Genomic DNA, 20,547 nt, shown 5'->3' with positions numbered 1-20,547 from the left:
GGTTATTTTCTGCGCTTAGGGTTGATCGTGTTCAGGAGAGCCGGTCTCTTTCTCATGAACTGCAGCGGTACAAGGATGAGATAGTCCTTCCAGTTGCTGTAGGAACGGGGGGCAGCCAGCTCCAAATAGGAGACGCCGAAGCTTTTAAGCTTTAACATATGGATGCACAGCAGCAGGAAAGACATGACCACGCCATACAGACCGAACACCGCGGCTGCAATCATAATCGGAAAGCGGAGCAGCCGAAAGGAAATACCTGTGCTGTACATCGGTGCCGCAAAAGAGGAGACTGCTGTGACGGAAACGATAATGACCAGGATGGGACTCACGATTCCGGCATTGACCGCGGCCTGACCGATAATCAGTCCCCCGACAATGCCCATGGCCGGGCCAATGGGCTTGGGCAGACGCAAACCGGCTTCACGCAAAATCTCGATGGAAATTTCCATGATCAGAGCTTCAATCAATGTAGTAAAGGGAACTCCCTGTCTTGTGCTGATAATAGAGATGACCAGCTTTGTCGGGATCAACCCCGGGTGAAATGAGATAAAGGAGATATAGAGAGCCGGAGCGAACAAAGAGATCAGGGCAGCCAAAAAGCGCAGGGAGCGTATAAGTGAGCCGGGAATCCAGCGATCATAATAATCCTCGGGGGATTGCAGCATCATGGAATACGTTACCGGCATCAGCAGCGCATAAGGGGAACCATCCAGAAGGATGGCCACACGCCCTTCCAGCAGAGCGGCCATGACGCGGTCCGGCCTTTCGGTGTTTTGAATTTGTGGAAAAGGACTGAGAAAGTTGTCCTCGATCAGATGCTCCACATAGCCTGTTTCCAGGGCTTCATCCACATCGATGGCGCTTACGCGGCGTTTGACCTCCTCAACAAGCTCAGGATCGGCGATATCCCGGAAGTAGACCACCTTAAGCTCCTTCTCGACCCTGGTGCCAATTTTATAGGACAGCATCGCCAGCTCTCCGCTTTCACCGTGCCTGCGCAGTATGGCCGTGTTATCGCTGAGCGTCTCCGTGAAGCCAATACGGGGACCGCGCAGCACAGACTCTGATACGGGCTCCTCGATCGCGCGGGTTTTCCCGCTGGGTCCCCCGAGCAGAATCGCACCCGGTACCCCTTGAACGAGAAGCAGGGCTGAGCCGAACAGCACTTTTCTCAGGGAGACCTTCACATCCTCCGTATACCTGGCTTCGGAAACGAGCAGCACTTCCTCGACAAGCAGATTCCCGAGTTCTCTGCCCTGCGGCGGAAGCTCATACTCCTGTATCGATTTTCCCCATTCCAGCAGGGGTCTAATGGTGTGCTCCTCCAATTCGGTTTTGTCTATGAGCCCGTCTACGTAAAATAGCATTGCCTCGATGCTGGCACTTTTCAGGAAAATTCTGCGTTCATTCACATCGGACATATCAGCAGCCGTGTTTCTGAACAGCTCTATATTCTCTTTATAGTTCCCGGTAAAACAACGAGCCTTCTCCCCTTGCTCAGTAGACACGGAAACAGGCCGCTCCGCATCCGGGTGTGACCTGAAATGCTCCAGCTTCTCTTTTCGCCCGCTTGTTCTCCCGTCGATCTCTTTTATTTTTCTGACGAACAGACAAATGAGTAAAGGGATCAGGGTGAGTAAAATGGCCTGCAGAAAAATGCTCCATTCGGGGACATGCTTTAAGATGAGCTGCCACATGGTCTCACCTCCGCTTGGTAAACAGGGTAAAACATATCTTTTGCCAATATGAAAAAAACATGCAAGATTCATTCTAAACATTGAAAAATCCCCTCAGGCATCCAGTGTCTGAGTCATTTTGCGATGAGCTCAAGTCACTGTCCGTCGTGAGGGGATCGTAAAGGTTCGCCTTGAAAAGCTTATGATTTGTTCTCTTTGGAATGCTGCAGCTGCTGCTGTACATTACTCAGAAATGTGGATACTCTGCGCAAATATTCGCGCGGGTGCTCCCGGAAAATCAGCTCATGCAGCCCGTTCTCCACAATCCAGACATCCGACGCGGGATTGGTCTGATTCGCAGCCAGCGCTTCCGCGATCGGATACGGGGCTTTCTCATCCATGGTGCCGTGGATGAAGAAGATCGGGAAGGGGTAATCCTCCGTCTTCACCTGCTGGTAAGGAATTTGCTGCAGACCTGTTCCGTTCAGAACGGGGAACAGCAGCTCCAGAATTTCAAGTGAAGGATGCCGGGGAAGATCTATCTGATTATGAATGTTATGATACAGCGTATCCGGCTCCAGCAGAAACGAGCTGTCCAGGATCATGGCATTCACGTCCTTGGTCTGCAGGCCGGCCTGCAGAGCGGTGCCTGCCCCCATGGAAAAGCCCCAGACGATAATTTCCTGGGCTCCCCGCTGCTTGGCAAGCTGAATGGCGCCGAGCAGCTGCTGGGATTCGGCCCGGCCACCGGTAGCGACTTCCCTGCTCGTTTGGGAGGCAAAACCGTAATCGAACATTACGACATTAAATCCTTGTCTGTGCGCATAATGGGCCAGATCATACATGGGAATCCAGCTTTCCTCGCGGTTTGCGCCATACCCATGACTAAAGACAATCGTTTTATTGGAATTCGGCGCAGGGATATACCAGCCCTGCATCATGCGGCTGCCGTCTTTGGCGGGAAAGGTGACTTCCTCGTATGCCATGTCCTTGGCCTGCAGCGGATTGGAATACAGCGGGGCTACGGTCGGATTGGACAAAAACCAGACGATATACGCATGCAACGCGATAAAACAAAACATTAAAAAGAATACAACCGACAATACAAGCGCGATAATGATATGCTTGAACCGGATTAACCGGGGTGACAGCTGGGCGGACGGCTCGTTGACAGCAGGCTGCACGGATGTGCCGCCCTGGGGTGTCGCAATCATGGAAGAGCCTCCTTGATCATTGATAGAGTTCATTCGGGCTTGTTGTAACAACGCCACATACTTAATCGTAAAAGGCCGCAGCAACAAAGTCAATTCGACAGCAAATGATAATATTTTCCTCTTTATTAATATACCGCGTGGCTGTTAAAACAGTTTACAGTGTGTCCTGAAATTTTATATAATTTATGTAACCAAGTTTCATTGGGTGAAACGAATAAGCTGAAAAAATGACTGTCTGCAGACACTTTTAGTCTGTTGAAAAGGGATCAAAACAGAAAGCGATGCTTAACCGGGGAATAGGTGTGAGAGTGTATAAAAGCGCAAAATGCTAACGGTTATGAGCGACGTTATTTGGGGAAAAACGGGGGATTAGAAGATATAGCGGTTGCCAGCGAGCTTATTTCCCGTTTTTCCACAGGTAAAGGGGTGTTTCGCTTTATATAAGCGCATGCACAACCGTTAGAAAAGAAGCTTTGCCTTTCTCAGCCGAATAACCGCTATGACGACCGTTAGTAAAGATTGTACCGGATAGACTCGATTATTAGAGATAACCCGATTGGTCAAGCACCGGTTTCTAGATTGAGTCCCAAATATTGCTTAATACGAGGAAGAGAGGGGGGGATGGCCGTGGAGGACCGGAAGCTGACTGTCCGCGCTGTCGAACGGGCCCTGGACATTTTGATGTGTTTTACGGAGGCTACCGATTTGGGGCTGACGGAAATTGCGGCAAAGATCGGGTTGCACAAAAGCACGGTTCACCGTCTGCTCACGACGCTGGAGGAAAGAGGTTTTGTCATCCGCAATGCAGCTACGGAGAAATACCGGCTGGGCATTCGGATTTGGGAGCTATCGACCCATATGTCGCGCAATGAGGACCCGGCGGTGCTGCTCCTGCCATTGATGGAGAAGCTGCGCGACCGCCTGGGGGAAACGGTGAGCCTGTATATACGGGATGGAGATGAACGTATCCGTATTCAGGCTGTACAGAGTACGCAAGCCATACGCCGCGTAGCTACCGTCGGAGCCCGCATGCCTCTGTCCGTAGGCGCGTCAAGCAAGGTGCTGGTGGCATTCGCTTCATCGGAGGAGCTGGAGCAGTTGAAGAAGGGCCCCGAGCTGCAGGCTTTGGCTGGAGATGAAGCGTACTGGAAGCAGCTTGAGGAAATACGGGCCAAGGGTTATGCCACAAGCTATGAAGAGCGCGAGCCCGGAGCCGCGGCCGTATCCGCCCCGATTATGAATCATCGCGGGGAGATCACAGCGGCCCTCTCCGTCTCCGGGCCGGTGAGCAGGCTGTCGCCCGAGACCCTGCATGAATTTGCTCCTGTTATCGTGGAGGCAGGCAAGGAAATGGGCATGCTGCTTCCTTAAGGGGTTGCCAAACCGTTCCTTTTAGGCTAACCTGAATTGGAAGGCGGAGCCATCCGTCTGTGAACAGCATAGTTTTGATCGGCGGCATGAAGCTGCCGAAGTTACTGGGGGGGCCCGTAATACCGGGCTGAGATGGAACCGTTCCAGGTTCCGGACCCTTTGCACCTGATCTGGATCATACCAGCGTAGGGAAGTAACCGGCCAATGAATCATAGAAGTGGGCAGCATGTTCAGTAGCCATGGTATATGCCATTGCTTTGCATGCAGGCCTGTTTGCATAAAGCCGGTTCCCTCGGGAACCGGCTTTTTCATTTAACTGCAAAATTCGCTCTATACCGCCGCCCGCCGCAAGGACAAGGAAGCGGGCTTGGTCCGTATTTTGCAGCAGGCCGACAGCATCGGTTTTTCTCCGGTATGATCCCGATGAGGAATATGACGACTCGGGAGGAACAAACAAATGACAGAGAGCAAACGGAAAACAGCAGCAGTGGGCGGCGTCAACACGGCCATCAGGGCCTTCCCGGCCAGCACCAAGGTCTATATCCAGGGCTCAAGACCGGGTATCCTCGTGCCTGAAAGAGAGATAACACTGCATGACACCCATACACCGCAGGGGATTGAGCATAATGCCCCGCTGCGTGTGTACGACACAAGCGGTCCCATGACTGATCCGTCGTATCAGGCGGATATCCGCAAGGGACTGCCTAAGCTGCGCCGGGCGTGGATTGAAGAGAGAGGGGATGCTGCCCGCTATGAGGGCAGGGCTGTGAAGCCGGAGGATAACGGACTTCGGGCCGGGACTCGCACTGCCGAGGAGTTTCCGGGCGCTGTCAGCCGGCCGCTGCGTGCGCTGTCGGGACGTAATGTCACCCAGATGCACTATGCCCGCCGGGGAATGATAACACCGGAGATGGAATTTGCGGCGATCCGGGAGGGGGTTGAGCCGGAATTCGTACGCCAGGAGCTGGCCAGCGGAAGGGCCATACTGCCCTCCAACATCAACCACCCGGAGAGTGAGCCGATGCTGATCGGACGCCATTTTCATGTCAAAATCAACGCAAATATCGGCAACTCGGCGGTGACCTCCTCCATTGAGGAGGAGGTGGAGAAAATGACCTGGGCCGTAAGATGGGGGGCGGATACGGTGATGGACCTGTCGACAGGCCGCAACATCCATACGACGCGCGAATGGATCATCCGTAACTCTCCTGTGCCGATCGGAACGGTGCCGCTGTATCAAGCACTGGAGAAGGTCAATGGGGAGGCCGAAGCGCTGACCTGGGAAGTATACCGCGATACGCTGATTGAGCAGGCGGAGCAGGGCGTGGATTATTTTACGATTCATGCCGGCGTGCTGCTCCGTTATATTCCGCTGACCGCCAGGCGAATGACGGGCATTGTTTCGCGGGGCGGGTCCATCATGGCGGCATGGTGCCTGGCCCATCACCAGGAGAACTTTCTGTACACACATTTCGAAGAGATCTGTGAAATTATGAAGACCTATGATATCGCCTTTTCACTCGGGGACGGCCTGCGTCCGGGCAGCATTTATGATGCCAACGATGAAGCTCAAATGGCTGAGCTGGCGACGCTGGGCGAACTGACACAGATTGCCTGGAAGCATGATGTACAGGTGATGATTGAGGGGCCTGGTCACGTGCCTATGCATAAAATCAAAGAGAATGTGGATCTGCAGATGGAAATCTGCAAGGAAGCGCCATTCTACACGCTGGGTCCGCTTACGACGGATATCGCTCCCGGGTATGACCATATTACCTCGGCGATTGGTGCTGCCATGATTGGCTGGTTTGGAACCTCCATGCTCTGTTATGTCACACCGAAGGAGCATCTTGGCCTGCCGAACAAGGACGATGTGCGTGAAGGGGTGATCGCCTACAAGATCGCCGCCCATGCCGCGGACCTCGCCAAAGGCCATCCAAGAGCGCAGCAGCGGGATGATGCGCTGTCCAAGGCACGCTTCGAATTCCGCTGGCGCGACCAGTTCAATCTGTCCCTCGATCCGGAGCGCGCGCTTGAGTATCATGATGAGACCCTGCCGGCCGAGGGAGCGAAGAACGCGCACTTTTGCTCGATGTGCGGCCCGAAATTTTGCAGCATGCGCATCACACAGGATATCCGGGCATTTGCCGCAGAGAAGGGAATCAGCGAGAAAGAGGCGATTACTGCAGGCCTGGAGGAAAAGGCGCTGGAATATCGCGAAGGACGGAGCAGGTAATACCATAATGGATAGATAAAAGCTTTGCTGTAAATGTAAAGGGCGCCCTTTAAGTGGCGCCTATTTTTGCATCATTTTCTCTTTTAAAACATCCTGGAAGCTGATCTTTTTCTCATTGCTGTCTTCTTTCTTGCTGGCCGATGTTGTGGGTCTCGGGTATTGGGGATTAAACGGCATCAGTGTATGTATCGTCACATTATAGTTCATTTTCGCTTCCTCCTCTTCAGGTACAGTAGGTATAGTAGGTATGCAGGTATTTGAGCCTAATTCAGAGATCGTTTGGGGTTGGTTATCTATTAGATGTTCAATAATACCCGAAGGTTACAGGGTTTAAAACTGCAATTGCCAAAAACAGTAGTAAGGTCTTGTGTTTAGGATAATCATGGTGGTAAAAACGGCTTAATGCATGCAAAATTGCCTATAAAAAAACGGGACCTGCAGGCCCCGTTGGATGGATCGGAATTATCAGATTTATGCAACATTTTTTAGCACTGTCGAACGGTGCTTTCTCTCACTGCAATATAAATGTCCGCTTGTCCGCTCCCGGCATCTCCGGCGAACTCATTGTACAGCTCGAAGTCTCCGGAAAAGGTTCGTTCCAGCCCCTGAACAGACGCAGACCACTGCCATATGTGCTGCCAGGCTTCGGCTACAACTTGATAAAGCGGTCCGTATTCGGTCCGGAAGACAGCATATCTGGCGGCAGGCAGAGTAACTGAATTCAGCTCATCCGCAATCTCTTCACCCTGAGACACGGCACTTCCCAGCAGAAAGGTATACTGTCCGAACACTGCATTTTCGTAGTCAGTGTAGCATCCGTAAATGGGATCAGAGGGCCTAACCTCCGTGCTTTCCTGAAAGAAGGAAGCCCATAGACCGGGAATGAGGCCTTGTCCGGACATTTCTGCGGCGTTGGTTGTGCGGACCGCCTTCCCCGACAGTGTAAAGGCTTCTTTTTCAACAAACTCTAGAGGCTGGATGGAAGGAGATACAGGAGTCTCCTTTTCCTGATCGGCCCAGCGTTTTAATAAGGGGAGAGACTTGTGCAGCATGTTTCTCGCAGCTTCCTCTTCCCAGCCTTCCTGCAGCAGAAAAGGGATGCTCAACCGGATCATATCCTCCATCGTGATGTTAGGCTGGGCAAAGCCCCCATTCTGATAGCAGTATTTGCAGTAGTCATAGACCAGGCTTCCGTTTGCAGCCGTACCAGCCAGCTCTTCACTGTGAATAGGCATGCCGCAGCTTTGACATTGTTCATTAGTTCTCATTTCATTTGCCTCCTTTGCACTGTATATGCTCCTACAGTATATAGAGGCGAACGTGACAGCCTACTGTCATGTTCAGGTGGCGCCATCGTAATTATGCTGCATCTGCTGCACCATAGCGCGAATACGGTCCCGTACGTGCGGAGGCTCAAGCACTTTCACGTGTTTGCCAAAGCTGAGGATAAAGCCGTACAGCCACTCGTTCTCCGGGAAGAAGCATGTTACGATGATTTTCCCGTCATTCTCCTCCTCCAAAGTCTCATGGCCAAACCATTCTTCGGCAAGATGGGCCCCGTCAGGACTGAAACGAAGCACCAGCCTTATCCGGTTATCCGGTTTGTTCCAGCTTTGCTGCCAGGGCAGCTCCTCAAGCACAATCGGCTCACGGACAAATGTGGAGTCCTCGGCAATACTGACCTCACGCATCCGGATCAGCTTGAACATCCTGAACTGCTCACGTGCCATACAGCGGCCGTACACGTACCATTGATGATGCTTCAGCACCAGCGTATAAGGCTCAAAGCAGCGCGAGCTTATCCGTCCCTCTGCGTCCTTGTAGCGAAAGTGAACAGGGTGAAGTCCGCTGATGGCCTGCTTAAGCAGGGAGAGGACCTCCTGCAATTCCCCGCGGCCGCCCCAGTCGGAATAATCGACGATAAATTGCTCGGTGCGGAAACGAAAATGCTCCGCCCTGGATGTGGGGATAATTTGCTGTATTTTCTCCAGCAGTAAGGAGGAACGGTCTGTCTCCGGATCTGAGGTTGCCAGGCTGCGCAGGGCGGTAACAATGGCGGCCAGCTCTTCATCGTTAAGCAAAGCCCGGTCAAGACGGTAGCCTTCGCTAAGTCCGATTCCCCCGCCAGCGCCCTGATAGGTCACTACAGGGATGCCTGCACGACCAAGCGCATCAATGTCCCGGTAAATGGTTCTGACCGATACCTCAAACCGCTGGGAGAGCTCCTTGGCCTGGATCATGCGCCGATTCAGCAGGAGGATGACAATGGCCAGCAGGCGATCTATTTTCACGATTTATCCGCTCCTTGGGTTATAAATGCTGTTGTACATGATTATAAGGCTTTGGAAGCACAGCAAAAAGCCCATCAGGACGTTTAGGTGTCCTGATGGGCTCGGGATAACGGACAAATATTACTTGCTGCTCTGAATCATTTGACGCAATACGGTTTGCAGAATGCCTCCGTTGTGGTAGTAATCGATATCCACCATGCTATCGAGACGAGCCGTTACCGGGAACTCGAATTTCGTACCGTCTTCGCGCTTGGCGACAACGGTAAGAGTCTGACCCGGCTTCACTTCGTTATCGAGTCCAAGAATATCGAAGGTCTCGTGGCCGTTCAGGCCAAGGCTGGACCAGCCATTGCCTTCCTGGAACTGCAGCGGAAGTACGCCCATGCCGACGAGGTTGCTGCGGTGGATCCGTTCAAAGCTTTCCGCGATGACGGCCTTCACGCCAAGCAGGAAGGTGCCTTTGGCCGCCCAGTCACGGGAGCTGCCTGTGCCGTATTCCTTGCCAGCGATGACTACCAGATTCTGTCCGGCTTCCTGATACTTCATGGAAGCGTCGTAGATCGAAATAACTTCGTCCGTAGGCAGATATTTGGTCACTCCGCCTTCCGTGCCAGGGGCAACCTGATTGCGGATACGGATATTCGCGAACGTGCCGCGCATCATGACCTCATGGTTGCCGCGGCGGGAACCGTAGGAGTTAAAGTCCTTGCGCTCCACGCCATGCTCCGTCAGATATTTGCCTCCCGGGCTGTTCACCGCGATATTGCCCGCCGGGGAAATATGGTCGGTCGTTACAGAGTCACCCAGCAGCGCGAGTACGCGTGCGTTGCGGATTTCCTGAATATCCTTCACGCCGTCCTGCAGCCCTTCGAAGAATGGAGGGTTCTGGATGTACGTGGAGTTTGAATCCCACTCATACAGCTCGCCTTCCGGAACGTCAATTGCGTTCCATTTCTCGTTGGCTGTAAACACATTCTCATATTTCTTACGGAACATATCCGGGCTGAGAGACAGGCTGATCGCTTCCTTGATTTCCTCGGAGGAAGGCCAGATGTCTTTCAAGTACACCGGCTGGTTCTCCTGGTCATAACCGATTGGATCGTTCTGCAGGTCGATGTTGACTGTGCCTGCCAGCGCATAAGCGACAACCAGCGGAGGAGAAGCCAGGTAGTTGGCTTTAACCTGTGCATGGACACGTCCTTCGAAGTTACGGTTGCCGGACAGAACGGCTGCAACCGTCATATCGTTATCAGCGACGGCCTGGCTGACTTCATCTGGCAGCGGACCGGAGTTGCCGATACATGTTGCGCAGCCGTAGCCTGCTACGTGGAAGCCAAGCGCCTCAAGCGGCTCGATCAGACCGGCCTTCTGCAGATACTCGGTTACAACAAGTGATCCTGGTGTTAAGCTACTCTTCACATAGCCAGGCTTTGTGAGGCCGCGCTGTACGGCTTTCTTGGCAAGCAGGCCCGCGCCCAGCATAACGCTCGGGTTGGAGGTGTTGGTGCAGCTTGTGATGGCTGCAATGACAACCGCGCCTGTAGTCAGCTCGCTTTTGGAGCCGTCTTTGTGCGTAACCGGCACCTTTTGCGCGATTTTTTCGTCGCTCAGGCCGTAACCGCCTTTATCAACCGGCGTGCGAATGACGCCTTCAAAGTTTTCTTTCATATGGGTAAGCTCAATCCGGTCCTGCGGACGCTTAGGTCCGGCAAGGCTCGGCACCACGGATGCGAGATCCAGCTCGATCGTGTCGCTGAATACCGGATCAGGAGTGTCCGCCGTACGGAACATGCCTTGGGCTTTGTAATATTCTTCAACAAGCGCAACCTGCTCATCGCTGCGGCCGGTGCTGCGCAGATAAGCCAGCGTCTCGGCATCCACAGGGAAGAAGCCGATCGTTGCGCCGTACTCTGGAGCCATGTTGGCGACTGTCGCGCGGTCTGCGAGGCTGATGTTCGCCAGGCCAGGTCCGTAAAATTCCACGAATTTGCCGACTACGCCCTTCTTACGCAGCATTTCCGTAACAGTAAGCGCAAGATCAGTCGCAGTGGAGCCTTCCGCAAGGCTGCCTGTCAGCTTGAAGCCAATGACATCAGGCGTTACGAAATAGAGCGGCTGGCCAAGCATGCCTGCTTCAGCCTCGATACCGCCGACACCCCAGCCTACAACGCCAAGACCGTTGATCATGGTGGTATGGGAGTCCGTTCCGACCAGGGAATCCGGGAATACAACCGTTTCGCCATCCACAGTTTTGGTCGCGGCCACGGAGGCCAGATACTCCAGGTTCACCTGATGCACGATACCGGTGGAAGGAGGAACGGCGCGGAAATTATCAAATGCCGTCTGTGCCCAGCGCAGGAAACGGTAGCGTTCCTCGTTGCGCTCGAACTCGACGCCGATGTTGTAATCCAGCGCATCCTTGGAGCCGAAGGCGTCGACCATAACGGAGTGGTCGATAACCAGGTCAACCGGCACGAGCGGGTTGATTTGCTTCGGATCCCCGCCGGCTTTCTTCACGGTGTCCCGCATGGCCGCCAAATCGACGACAACCGGAACCCCGGTGAAATCCTGCAGCACGATGCGTGCAGGGATGAAAGGAATTTCTTTATTGGCGTCCCGATCTTCCGCCCACTTCGTCAGCTGTTTGACATGCTCTTCCGTAATGGCGCGGCCGTCGAACTGACGCAGCGCCGCTTCCAGCAATACCTTGATGGAGAAAGGAAGCTTGGCTACCCCCGCCTCACCTTGCTCTTCCAGAACCTTCAGGCTGTAGTAACGGTAAGACTTGCCGTTAACATCCAGGCTGCGGGCAATTGAAAACTGGTCTTTTCCTGACATTAAAGTACCTCCTTGGCAGAGTTGTTTCATTTGGTGAAACTCTATTTCAAAATCAGTGCTTTTGTTATAAGTATACCGTTTTCATGCTTGTTCGTAAAGGGTTTTAAACCCCTCTTCATAGGATTCCTTCTGCCCTCATACAGATAATATAGGAATGTGTCCCGTGTGTCGGGCGAGCCAGGTCAGAAAAGGGGGAGAGGGCATGCTGCACCCGGATTGGAAGCAGGCATTATTCACATATGTAAACCAGTTCAACAGATGCGAGGTCGAATACGGTCCGCTCAAGGAGGAGAATGTGGTTACGGACCTGTACTTTCTGATGAAGAGAGGAGAGCGCATGGCCAGAATGAAGGATTGGCACCGTGAACGCGGCACCACTCCGCTTCACGCCGAGACGAGGGTCAAGCCGGAACGCATGATCCGCGAGACGGAAGCGGAGGTCGTGGCCGACGTCCTTCTCTATGTCCGCCTTTTTTATGACAAGGCTGGCATGACTCACCGGGAGGAACGGGTGGAACGCGAGCGTCTGACCTTCGGACGGGAAGGGGCGGAATGGAAGGTCAGGCAGGTTGAGAGAGCGTCCGGTGAGCAGCGGTTGTCCGGCGTGGAAGCACCGTTTGAGCCAGCGGCGTACATCCATGCCGAGAACATGCCGCTGCTCAATCACAACGTGCTCGGCTTCGGCACTGCGTCAAGGCCGAGCAGATACCGCCGCGAGGAAGCCGCCGCCTATGCGGACCGGTGGTGGAACGGCGCCAACCCCGAGTTTGAAAATTTTGAAGTGAATTGTACCAATTTTGTCTCCCAATGTCTCTTTGCAGGGGGAGCGCCGATCCACTATACTGGTAAAAGAGAATCGGGCTGGTGGTATAAAGGAATGGCGGGCGGACGCGAATTGTGGAGCTACAGCTGGGCAGTGTCGAACAGTCTGGAAAGGTATCTGCGGTCAAGCACCTGGGGGCTTACCGCCAGTGAAGTAGCAAGGCCCGATCAGCTGACGCTTGGAGATGTGATTCTGTATGACTGGGACGGAACGGGCAGATTTCAGCACAGCACGATTGTGACGGCTTTTGACGCGGGCGGCATGCCGCTCGTGAATGCCCAAACGGTAAGCGCGCGCCACCGATATTGGGATTATCGAGATTCCTATGCGTGGACGGAGAATACGGTCTATCGCTTCTACCATATAGCGGACCAGTTTTAACCGACTGGCCGTTATCGGCCTGTTTTAAAGTTGAAGAAGGAAAGCGGAGGTACACATGGTTGAGAAGGTTCTGACCGTAGGCTTGGTATACGGGGGAAAATCGGGCGAACACGAGGTCTCGCTGCAGACCGCATTTGCCGTTATGAATGCATTTGACTTCAGTAAATATAAAATTATTCCTTTTTATATTACGAAGCAGGGGGAGTGGAGAAAGGGAGAGGAGATGGATACGCCGTTTGCGGAAGTCGAGGAGCTTAAGCTGGAGAGCGCCTTCGGCGGCACGAAAGAGGCCATGGATTCCCTGTTCTCCAGACTTTACGGCGGTCCGGCGGGACCGGATATCATGTTCCCGCTGCTGCACGGCACCTTTGGCGAAGATGGGACAATCCAGGGACTGTTCGAAATGGCCGACATGCCTTATGTTGGCGCCGGCGTCCTGGCTTCAGCCGCCGGGATGGATAAAGGCGTCATGAAGAAGCTGTTTGCCCAGGCGGGGCTTCCGCAGGTGAAGTACAGCTATTTCAGTCAGGCACAGTGGAGGAACGACCGGCATGGCCTCGTACAGGAAATGGAAGATAAGCTGGGTTATCCATCCTTTGTAAAGCCTGCGAACCTGGGCTCCAGCGTTGGCATTTCCAAAGCACGCAACCGGGAAGAGCTGGAGCAGGCCGTGGAATATGCGTTCCGCTATGACTTGAAGGTGATTGTCGAGGAGTTTGTCGATGCGCGTGAGATCGAGGTGAGCGTGCTCGGCAACGAAGAGCCGGTCGCGTCAGTGCCGGGCGAGATCGTGTCTTCGGCGGAGTATTACGATTACACGGCCAAATACACGGACGGCCAATCCGAGATGCTGATTCCCGCGCCGATCGACGCGGAGAAGGCGGAACAGCTCCGTGAGGCGGCACTGCTTGCTTACCGCGCCATTGAGGGCTGCGGAATAACCCGCGCCGACTTTTTTCTGCGCAGGTCTGATGGCAAGATCCTAATCAATGAGGTCAATACGATGCCGGGTTTCACGCCTTATAGTATGTACCCGCTTTTGTGGCGTGAGACCGGGCTGTCCTACGCGGAGCTTCTGGACCGGATGATCAGCCTGGGGCTGGAGCGTTATGAACGCAGAGCGGAACTGAATTACGAGAACGTTTAACTGCAGGAATATGCCGGATGAAGGGAGTGTAGGCTCCCTTTTTCCGCTTCCTGAATTATTTTTAGAGGTAGTTCAAAAAGTCATCTTTTGATCACGAAGGAAGTCAGGGAGCGGACTCACATCGAATCTTGAATTCAGCCGGGCCTAGTGGATGCTTCCGAAGCATGTTTCCTGCGGAAACATTTCAGGGGCTCACGTACCCCAAGTACGCTCCGCTCCTCAGTCCCTTGCTTCATCCAATTCAAGCGTTTTGAAAAAACGCACTTCGGAAGCATAGGCTTCGGTGCTGAAAACCTGACTTTTTGAACACTCATTTTTATGGAAAAGAGGTGCCGCCCATGGGCTTCCAGACTGAATTTAATTCTGTATGCAAATTTAAAAGCGAGCAGGAGCTGTACGAACTGCTGGAATACGGCCGCGGCAAAATGGTGAAAAGCGGTCTGCGCGTATTTCCGACCGGCCAGAAGGTGATTGCGTACAGCCCGGATAATACGGCGGTGGCGATCGTCAAAATTATGGGCTGCATAGCGGAGATCAATTTTCAGGGAGAGGAAGTCACGGAGGTTGAGATGGTGCTCGTCCGCAAGCTGAACGAAGAAGAGTCGCGGGTACAGACTGCCCTGGCTTATGAAATGTTTTTCGGGGAGCAGGCATCCTCCTGACGGGTTGAATCGCAGCGGCTTTTTCCGGGTAAGATTGGTAAGGAAGCCAGTCACGGCTAAAAGCTACAGCGGGAGGAAGCAGTATGAGGGTCCGGTTCGGATATGTGGCGATGTCCATGGTGATTGAAAATGCCTCGCCGTCAAAAACAATGACCTTGACGAGTTTTAACAAGCTTGCGGACAGGGAAGCGGCCATCCGCAAGCTGGAGCGCATTGCGGAAGAGAATCTGCATAACACGCTTAGGCTGCTAAGGCATAACAGGGCGAACGGCATTGAGGTATACCGGTTCTCCTCCAAGCTGATCCCGTTGGCTACGCATGCCGATCTGCAGGACTGGGACCCGTTCACGGCGCTCCGTGCGGCATTCGCCGAGGTGGGGGATTATGTTAAGGCTCATCATATGAGGGTATCATTTCATCCGGATCATTTTACCGTTCTGAGTACCCCACGCCCGGAGGTGCTGGCCAGTTCGGTCCGCGATCTTCAGCATCACGGCAGAATGCTGAATGCCATGGGGCTTGGCTTTGCAGCGAAGAATAACATTCATATTGGCGGTGCATATGGGGACAAGCGTGCTTCAGCGGAACGGTTTGAGGAGCATTTTGCTGGATTGGAGCGGGCTTTACAGGAACGGCTCACCCTTGAGAACGACGATAAAACCTTTAATGCGGTCGAAACGCTGGAGGTATGCAGGCATACGGGGTTGCCGATGGTACTCGATCTCCATCATCAATGGGTGAACAATGACGGAGAGCGGCCGTGGGAGCTGTGGCCGGCTATTCAGGAGACGTGGAAATCCCCTCTTGCCCAGGCGGGATCTTCCGCTGACCAGCCGCTGCCTCCCAAAATTCATATCTCCAGCCCAAAAAGCGAGCGTGATCCGCGGGGACATGCCGATGACGTGGAGCCCGGACCGGTGCTGGAGTTTTTACGGGCAGTCGCGGGTTCAACTCCCTGCCTGGATGTCATGATTGAGGCCAAGCGCAAGGACGAAGCGCTCTTTAATCTAATGAGAAAGCTATCCAGGTATGAAGGGGACGGCGTTACCATGGCCGGCGGCGCAGCCGTCGACATTGAGCCATAGACGAAGAACATCGGATTCGGATTTAGGCGAAACTTTGCATCGGGCATGGCGTATCCTGTTAAAGCATCATAGTATTGCTCGATAGATTGATATAGAAAGTAGAGTGAGCGTTTTGATGGAGAATGGTGAAGAAAAGGTTCCCTATGTCGTATCAAGCAAAAGTTATACTGCAGTGGCGGTCAACGCCGCTTCCAAGGCGGGAGAATGGATCAAGAGCAGGCTGGGCACCGTCAAGCAGCTGAGCACGAAGCATTCGCCGCAGGATCTTGTAACTGAGGTGGATAAAGGGGCCGAGCAGATGATTCGCCGGCTGATCCTGACCCATTTTCCGGATCATGCCATCCTCGGTGAAGAAGGTGTGAAGCCTGGAGCAGAAGCGTCTGCCAAAGCGCTTGCCGCCGCGCTTGAAGAGGAGTATCTCTGGATTGTCGATCCGGTGGACGGAACAACCAATTTTGTGCACGGACTTCCCTTCTATTCCGTATCGATCGCCCTGGCTCATAAGGGTGAGGTCATCGTGGGTGTTATTTATGACCCTTCGCGGGATGAGATGTTTGTGGCCGAGAAAGGCAAGGGCGTCTATGTTCATGGCAATCCCATGACCGTATCCGGCGAAGACCGCCTCTCTGACAGTCTGGTGGCTATCGGTTTTCCGCCGGACCCCGGCTTTGCCATGCCTGTCAACATGCGGGCCGTTCAGGCCCTGGCTCCGCAGGTCAGAAGCCTGCGCGCTGTCGGGTCCGCTGCCTTGCACTTAGCATATGTGGCGGCGGGAAGACTCAGCGCGTATACGGAGGTCGGCCTGAACGCCTGGGATCTGGCCGCGGGCGCGCTGCTGGTGCAGGAAGCGGGCGGCACCGTCACCGATACGCTGGGCCAGCCTTATGATCTCGGCGTCCGGCATGTAATTGCCAGCAACGGCGCGATTCACCAGGAGCTGGCTGCCGTCCTGAAGGAAGCGGGTGCAACCGGGCAGGAGTAATCCGGCCTGGCGGATACATGGCTGCGGCAATAACTGCCCATACTGAATTCACGGCCGCAGGCTGCGGCAGAAGGAGGAATGAAGTTATGGAAAACCCGGAAGAGCTGGAACGCAGGTTGCGCGATATGCTGACAGAAGGCGAGATGCACACGGAGGATGAGAAAGAGCGGGAACGGGCGAGGCTCTCGCCCAAGTACGAGGTCCGCATCCAGACCCGGCTTGACCCGATTGTTGAGCATACGCTGAAGTACCGCAGCATGGCCAAGGAGCTGGACGGCCGCTACGATGATTACATGAAACGAGCGCAGCACTCGAAGCCCGTGGATGAGCGGGATCAAAAATGAAAAATATGGTACATTTTGTGAAAATACCTCTTGCCGAAGTCCAGGGCATGGGGTATTTTTTTAAGATCAGGATGTTCAAGTTATCCGAAGCTCCTGCCCCCGCACCGCACGAAACGTGAAGGAGGAGATATGATGGCGCATATATTTAAAAACGCTTTCATACACGCTGGGATTCATCGCAAGATGATGCTGCTCATTTCAATGCTGATGCTCGTCAGCTTTATTATTTTTGCGGCGGTGCTGGGTTATGTGTTTCGGATTTATGATGAACAAATGTATCTCAAGACGTCTGAAGTGCTCAATATGTCCTCCATCGGGATAGAGAATCAGCTCAAGGACATGGAGCAGCTCACCTTCAAGGTGGTGTCCGATGAGCCCCTGCAGGAATATCTTCGGCAGCTGAAGAGAGAGACGTCTCCTTATGAGAAGCTGGTGCTGCGCAAGAAGATTACCAACCGGCTGATTGCGTTCGCAGGATCGGAGAAATATGTCTATTCCATGATGCTGATCGACAATCAGCGTTATGTCATGTCTGCCGGGAACCGGGAAGACATGTCCGAACGGCTGCAGTCAGACCTGACCAGGCTGGCGGAGGGAAAAAGCGGCTCCAACGCCTGGTATGCCAGTGGGCAATCTTCATTGTTTGCGGTCCGGCAGATCAAATCCTTCACGGACTCCTCTTTTTCTCTGGAAGGTCTGGGGACTTTGGTTGTGCGCATCCGGATTGATCGGATCGTCAACGACCGTGTGCATGATGAGGATACCGGTCAGCTCATCATCACGGACGGGACGCAAATCATTTATCCGGAAAAACCCCTGCTTCACCCGGACGAGCTCAAAGCCGAGCTGGAGAGGGAGCAGCCGTACGGAATCGGCACTTATGCGGGAGGAACGTATTTTACGGCACAGGCACGCTCTTCCTACACAAACTGGACTTACCTGCATACAACCCCGTTTGACGATATGTTTCGCAGTATCTCAATCATTAAGCAGTTGATTACTGTAATTTTTATTCTATTGCTTGTTATTGCACTGGCTCTGGCAGCAAGATTGTCAGGCAGCATTACGAGACCGATTCACCAGCTGATCGGGCAAATGCGCAATATTGAGAAGGGCGACCTGGACAGACTTGAGGAAGAAGCCCTCGGGATGATTCCTTCAACCTCTCACGACGAAGTGCGGCTGCTGCACCGGACCTACAGGAAGATGATCAGGCGCATTCGCGAGCTGATTAACGAGAATTATGCCAAACAGCTGCTGCTGCGGGAAACGGAATTGAAAGCGCTTCAGGCGCAGATTAACCCTCATTTTTTATACAATACACTTGAATCGGTCAATTGGCTGGCGAAGGTGAACAAGCAGCATAAAATATCGGAAATGGTGGAGGCGCTCGGCTTTCTGCTGCGCAGTGCCGTAAGCTTCCGGGAGCAGCTGATCCCGCTTGAAAAGGAGCTGGACATTGTCCGCAGCTATGTCACGATCCAAACGACCCGGTTTGAAGAACGTCTCCGTTTCAGCCTGGATATCGCGGAAGGGCTGGATAAAGCTCTTATCCCCAAGCTGACACTGCAGCCTTTGGTTGAAAATGCCATTCATTATGCGCTTGAGCCCAATATTGATCCATGTACCATCACAATTACTGCGTATGAGGAAAATGGTGTGCTGCTCGTCAGCGTACAGGATGACGGCCCCGGCATGAGCGGCGAGTTCCTTGCCAGGCTGCGCAGCGGACAGGTCCGGACGCGCGGGCAGGGCATCGGTCTGAACAATATTCAGGAACGCATCCATCTGACCTTTGGACCGCAGTGGGGGCTTGAGCTTGACAGCCGACCGGATGAAGGAACGTCGGTCACGATAAGGATTCCTTTAATCGAAGGGGGAGAACAGCATGTACAAAGTGCTGCTGGTTGATGATGAACGTGTCATTCTGGACGGCATTTCACAGGTCGTGGACTGGAGCGGGACCGGCACCCGGCTTGTCGGAACGGCCCGCAACGGCATCGAGGCTTTTGACCAGATCCGTGCAGTCCAGCCCGATATTGTGATCAGCGATATTTCCATGCCCGGCCTGGACGGCATCGGTCTTGTCGCCAAGACGCATGAGCAATTCCCGGATATCCGGTTTATCATGCTGTCCGGCTACAAGGATTTTGATTATGCCTGCCGGGCGATGCAATACGGTGTCAAGCATTATCTGCTGAAGCCATGCAATGAGCAGCAGATTCAGGAAGCGCTGGCGGAGCTGCTGTTAGAACGGAAGGAGCAGCAAGAGCGGGCGAGCTTCGTCAGCCGCATGAAGCAGGATTTTCGGAAAATGCTGCCACATGTCAAAGAGCAGTTTCTCAGGGAGCTGGTCACTAATAAAACCTACGGCAGCCGCGAGCTGGAATATTACCAGCAGTTGTTCGGTCTTGAGCTGGGCGGGGGAGAGGTCAGGATGCTGCTGCTCAGGCTGGAGGAAGCGCATGAGCCGGAGCATTTGTTTGCGCTGCAGAATATTGCCGCCGATCTGCTGCAGGATGTTCTGTTCAGCACTGGCATCGAAGGCCAGCTGCTGATCGTCGTGGAGAATCCGCACGATTCGGCAGGGCTGATCCGGGACATTGAGACGGTCAGGGCCACATTCAGCAGGTTTTACAAGCTGGAGGTGACGGCCGCTGTCAGCGAAGGGGACCGAATGCAGCATGCGAGGCGATTGTATAGGGAGACGCTGCACTGTATGAATCACCGTTTTTATACGGGCAAAGGCAGCCTGATCACCAAGGAGGATATCGCCCCGGCGGAGGCCAGGGAGAATGCGGATTTTGAGATGGATGAGGACAAATTTTGCCTGCTGGTCAAGGCGGGTAATGTGGAGGAAGCAGCCGCCGAGGTGGAGCGCCTGTTCACCATCATGGCGCAGCAGAGGTATGAAATCATGGTCACCCGTTCCTATGTGCTGCAGTTGTACGCGGCGATGATCCGCATTTGTCCGGAGGAGGAACGTCCGCTCTTTACGGCGCGAATGGCGGAGCTTGCGGAGATCGGCACGCTGCCGGCTTTGCAGGATTTTGTGAAAGACGCGGTGGAGAGGCTGACGTCCATGTACTACAAGCGGAACATTCACCGCCAATCCTCCACGGTAGAGAAGATGCTCGTCATTATCGAGGAGAACTATGCCAATTCGGAGCTTTCGCTGAATGGGGTCGCCAGCCAGATGCTGTATATGAATTCCGATTATCTCGGCAAAATATTCAAAAAAGTCACGGGAGAGACCTTCTCCCACTACGTGAACCGCTTCCGGATTGAACGGGCAGCAGAGTACATCCGCAGCAGCGGAGATGTGAAGGTGTTCGAGCTGGCCGAAATGTTCGGGTTTGGCGGCAATGCGCAGTATTTCAGCCAGGTGTTCAAGAAATGGACCGGCATGACACCTTCCGAATACATTAAATCTCATGATTAGCAAAACAGAGGAACCGTCTCAAGCAAGAGCGGTTCCTCTGTTTTTTGAAGATTCG

16 protein-coding genes and 1 riboswitch are annotated in these 20,547 nt (G+C 53.7%); of the genes, 10 read left to right on the top strand and 6 right to left on the bottom strand.

The window, feature by feature from the left end:
• Positions 1 to 2 precede the first annotated feature (2 nt).
• Together ACI1P2_RS26305 and ACI1P2_RS26300 are read right to left on the bottom strand one after the other, a co-directional pair.
• Positions 3 to 1,697 (bottom strand): spore germination protein, encoded by a 1,695-nt coding sequence (locus tag ACI1P2_RS26305; protein WP_355325163.1) that lies wholly within the window; start codon positions 1,695 to 1,697, stop codon positions 3 to 5.
• 179 nt (positions 1,698 to 1,876) lie between these two features.
• The gene (locus ACI1P2_RS26300) at positions 1,877 to 2,890 is read right to left on the bottom strand and encodes an alpha/beta hydrolase (RefSeq protein ID WP_355325160.1); all 1,014 of its coding nucleotides are present in this window, start codon (positions 2,888 to 2,890) and stop codon (positions 1,877 to 1,879) included.
• Between the two features lie 627 nt (positions 2,891 to 3,517).
• On the opposite strand from ACI1P2_RS26300, the gene ACI1P2_RS26295 reads away from it, so the two are divergent.
• Together ACI1P2_RS26295 and thiC are read left to right on the top strand one after the other, a co-directional pair.
• On the top strand, positions 3,518 to 4,261 hold the full coding sequence (locus ACI1P2_RS26295) for an IclR family transcriptional regulator (protein ID WP_355325157.1): 744 nt from the start codon (positions 3,518 to 3,520) through the stop codon (positions 4,259 to 4,261).
• Positions 4,262 to 4,357: 96 nt separating this feature from the next.
• Positions 4,358 to 4,470, top strand: a riboswitch (TPP riboswitch).
• 248 nt (positions 4,471 to 4,718) lie between these two features.
• Positions 4,719 to 6,497 carry a phosphomethylpyrimidine synthase ThiC gene (gene thiC / locus ACI1P2_RS26290; protein ID WP_355325154.1) on the top strand — a complete coding sequence of 593 codons (1,779 nt, stop codon included), beginning with the start codon at positions 4,719 to 4,721 and terminating at the stop codon, positions 6,495 to 6,497.
• Between the two features lie 60 nt (positions 6,498 to 6,557).
• On the opposite strand, the gene ACI1P2_RS26285 is transcribed toward thiC, so the two are convergent.
• The 4 genes from ACI1P2_RS26285 to acnA form a co-directional block, all read right to left on the bottom strand.
• The gene (locus ACI1P2_RS26285; protein ID WP_355325151.1) at positions 6,558 to 6,704 is read right to left on the bottom strand and encodes a hypothetical protein; all 147 of its coding nucleotides are present in this window, start codon (positions 6,702 to 6,704) and stop codon (positions 6,558 to 6,560) included.
• Positions 6,705 to 6,982: 278 nt separating this feature from the next.
• A complete protein-coding gene (locus tag ACI1P2_RS26280) occupies positions 6,983 to 7,765 on the bottom strand; it encodes an effector binding domain-containing protein (RefSeq protein WP_355325148.1) in 783 nt (260 codons plus the stop codon).
• 72 nt (positions 7,766 to 7,837) lie between these two features.
• Positions 7,838 to 8,788 carry a helix-turn-helix transcriptional regulator gene (locus ACI1P2_RS26275; RefSeq protein ID WP_355325145.1) on the bottom strand — a complete coding sequence of 317 codons (951 nt, stop codon included), beginning with the start codon at positions 8,786 to 8,788 and terminating at the stop codon, positions 7,838 to 7,840.
• 120 nt (positions 8,789 to 8,908) lie between these two features.
• Positions 8,909 to 11,626 carry an aconitate hydratase AcnA gene (gene acnA, locus ACI1P2_RS26270; RefSeq protein ID WP_355325142.1) on the bottom strand — a complete coding sequence of 906 codons (2,718 nt, stop codon included), beginning with the start codon at positions 11,624 to 11,626 and terminating at the stop codon, positions 8,909 to 8,911.
• A 202-nt stretch (positions 11,627 to 11,828) separates the two neighbouring features.
• On the opposite strand from acnA, the gene ACI1P2_RS26265 reads away from it, so the two are divergent.
• The 8 genes from ACI1P2_RS26265 to ACI1P2_RS26230 all read left to right on the top strand — a co-directional run bounded on the left by ACI1P2_RS26265 (position 11,829) and on the right by ACI1P2_RS26230 (position 20,492).
• Positions 11,829 to 12,830: an amidase domain-containing protein gene (locus ACI1P2_RS26265; protein WP_355325139.1), complete on the top strand. Its 1,002-nt coding sequence runs from the start codon at positions 11,829 to 11,831 to the stop codon at positions 12,828 to 12,830.
• Positions 12,831 to 12,885: 55 nt separating this feature from the next.
• Positions 12,886 to 13,977, top strand: a complete 1,092-nt coding sequence (locus tag ACI1P2_RS26260; protein ID WP_355325136.1) for a D-alanine--D-alanine ligase — start codon at positions 12,886 to 12,888, stop codon at positions 13,975 to 13,977.
• Between the two features lie 338 nt (positions 13,978 to 14,315).
• Entirely contained in the window at positions 14,316 to 14,639 is a 324-nt protein-coding gene (locus tag ACI1P2_RS26255) for a hypothetical protein (protein WP_355325252.1), read from the top strand.
• An 83-nt stretch (positions 14,640 to 14,722) separates the two neighbouring features.
• A complete protein-coding gene (gene uvsE, locus ACI1P2_RS26250; RefSeq protein WP_355325132.1) occupies positions 14,723 to 15,724 on the top strand; it encodes a UV DNA damage repair endonuclease UvsE in 1,002 nt (333 codons plus the stop codon).
• Positions 15,725 to 15,839: 115 nt separating this feature from the next.
• Positions 15,840 to 16,706 carry an inositol monophosphatase family protein gene (locus ACI1P2_RS26245; RefSeq protein ID WP_355325129.1) on the top strand — a complete coding sequence of 289 codons (867 nt, stop codon included), beginning with the start codon at positions 15,840 to 15,842 and terminating at the stop codon, positions 16,704 to 16,706.
• An 86-nt stretch (positions 16,707 to 16,792) separates the two neighbouring features.
• A complete protein-coding gene (locus ACI1P2_RS26240; protein ID WP_355325127.1) occupies positions 16,793 to 17,050 on the top strand; it encodes a hypothetical protein in 258 nt (85 codons plus the stop codon).
• Positions 17,051 to 17,182: 132 nt separating this feature from the next.
• Positions 17,183 to 18,961, top strand: coding sequence for a sensor histidine kinase (locus ACI1P2_RS26235; protein ID WP_355325124.1), 1,779 nt, complete (start codon positions 17,183 to 17,185; stop codon positions 18,959 to 18,961).
• On the top strand, positions 18,939 to 20,492 hold the full coding sequence (locus ACI1P2_RS26230; RefSeq protein WP_355325121.1) for a response regulator: 1,554 nt from the start codon (positions 18,939 to 18,941) through the stop codon (positions 20,490 to 20,492). Before ACI1P2_RS26235 ends, ACI1P2_RS26230 begins: the two co-directional genes overlap by 23 nt.
• Positions 20,493 to 20,547: the final 55 nt, after the last annotated feature.

The sequence above is a fragment of the Paenibacillus jiangxiensis genome, from assembly GCF_046098255.1.
GTDB classification, from domain to species: Bacteria; Bacillota; Bacilli; order Paenibacillales; family Paenibacillaceae; genus Paenibacillus; species Paenibacillus jiagnxiensis.
Note: the sequence above shows the minus strand (reverse complement) of the source record. Positions and strands in the feature narration are given on the sequence as shown.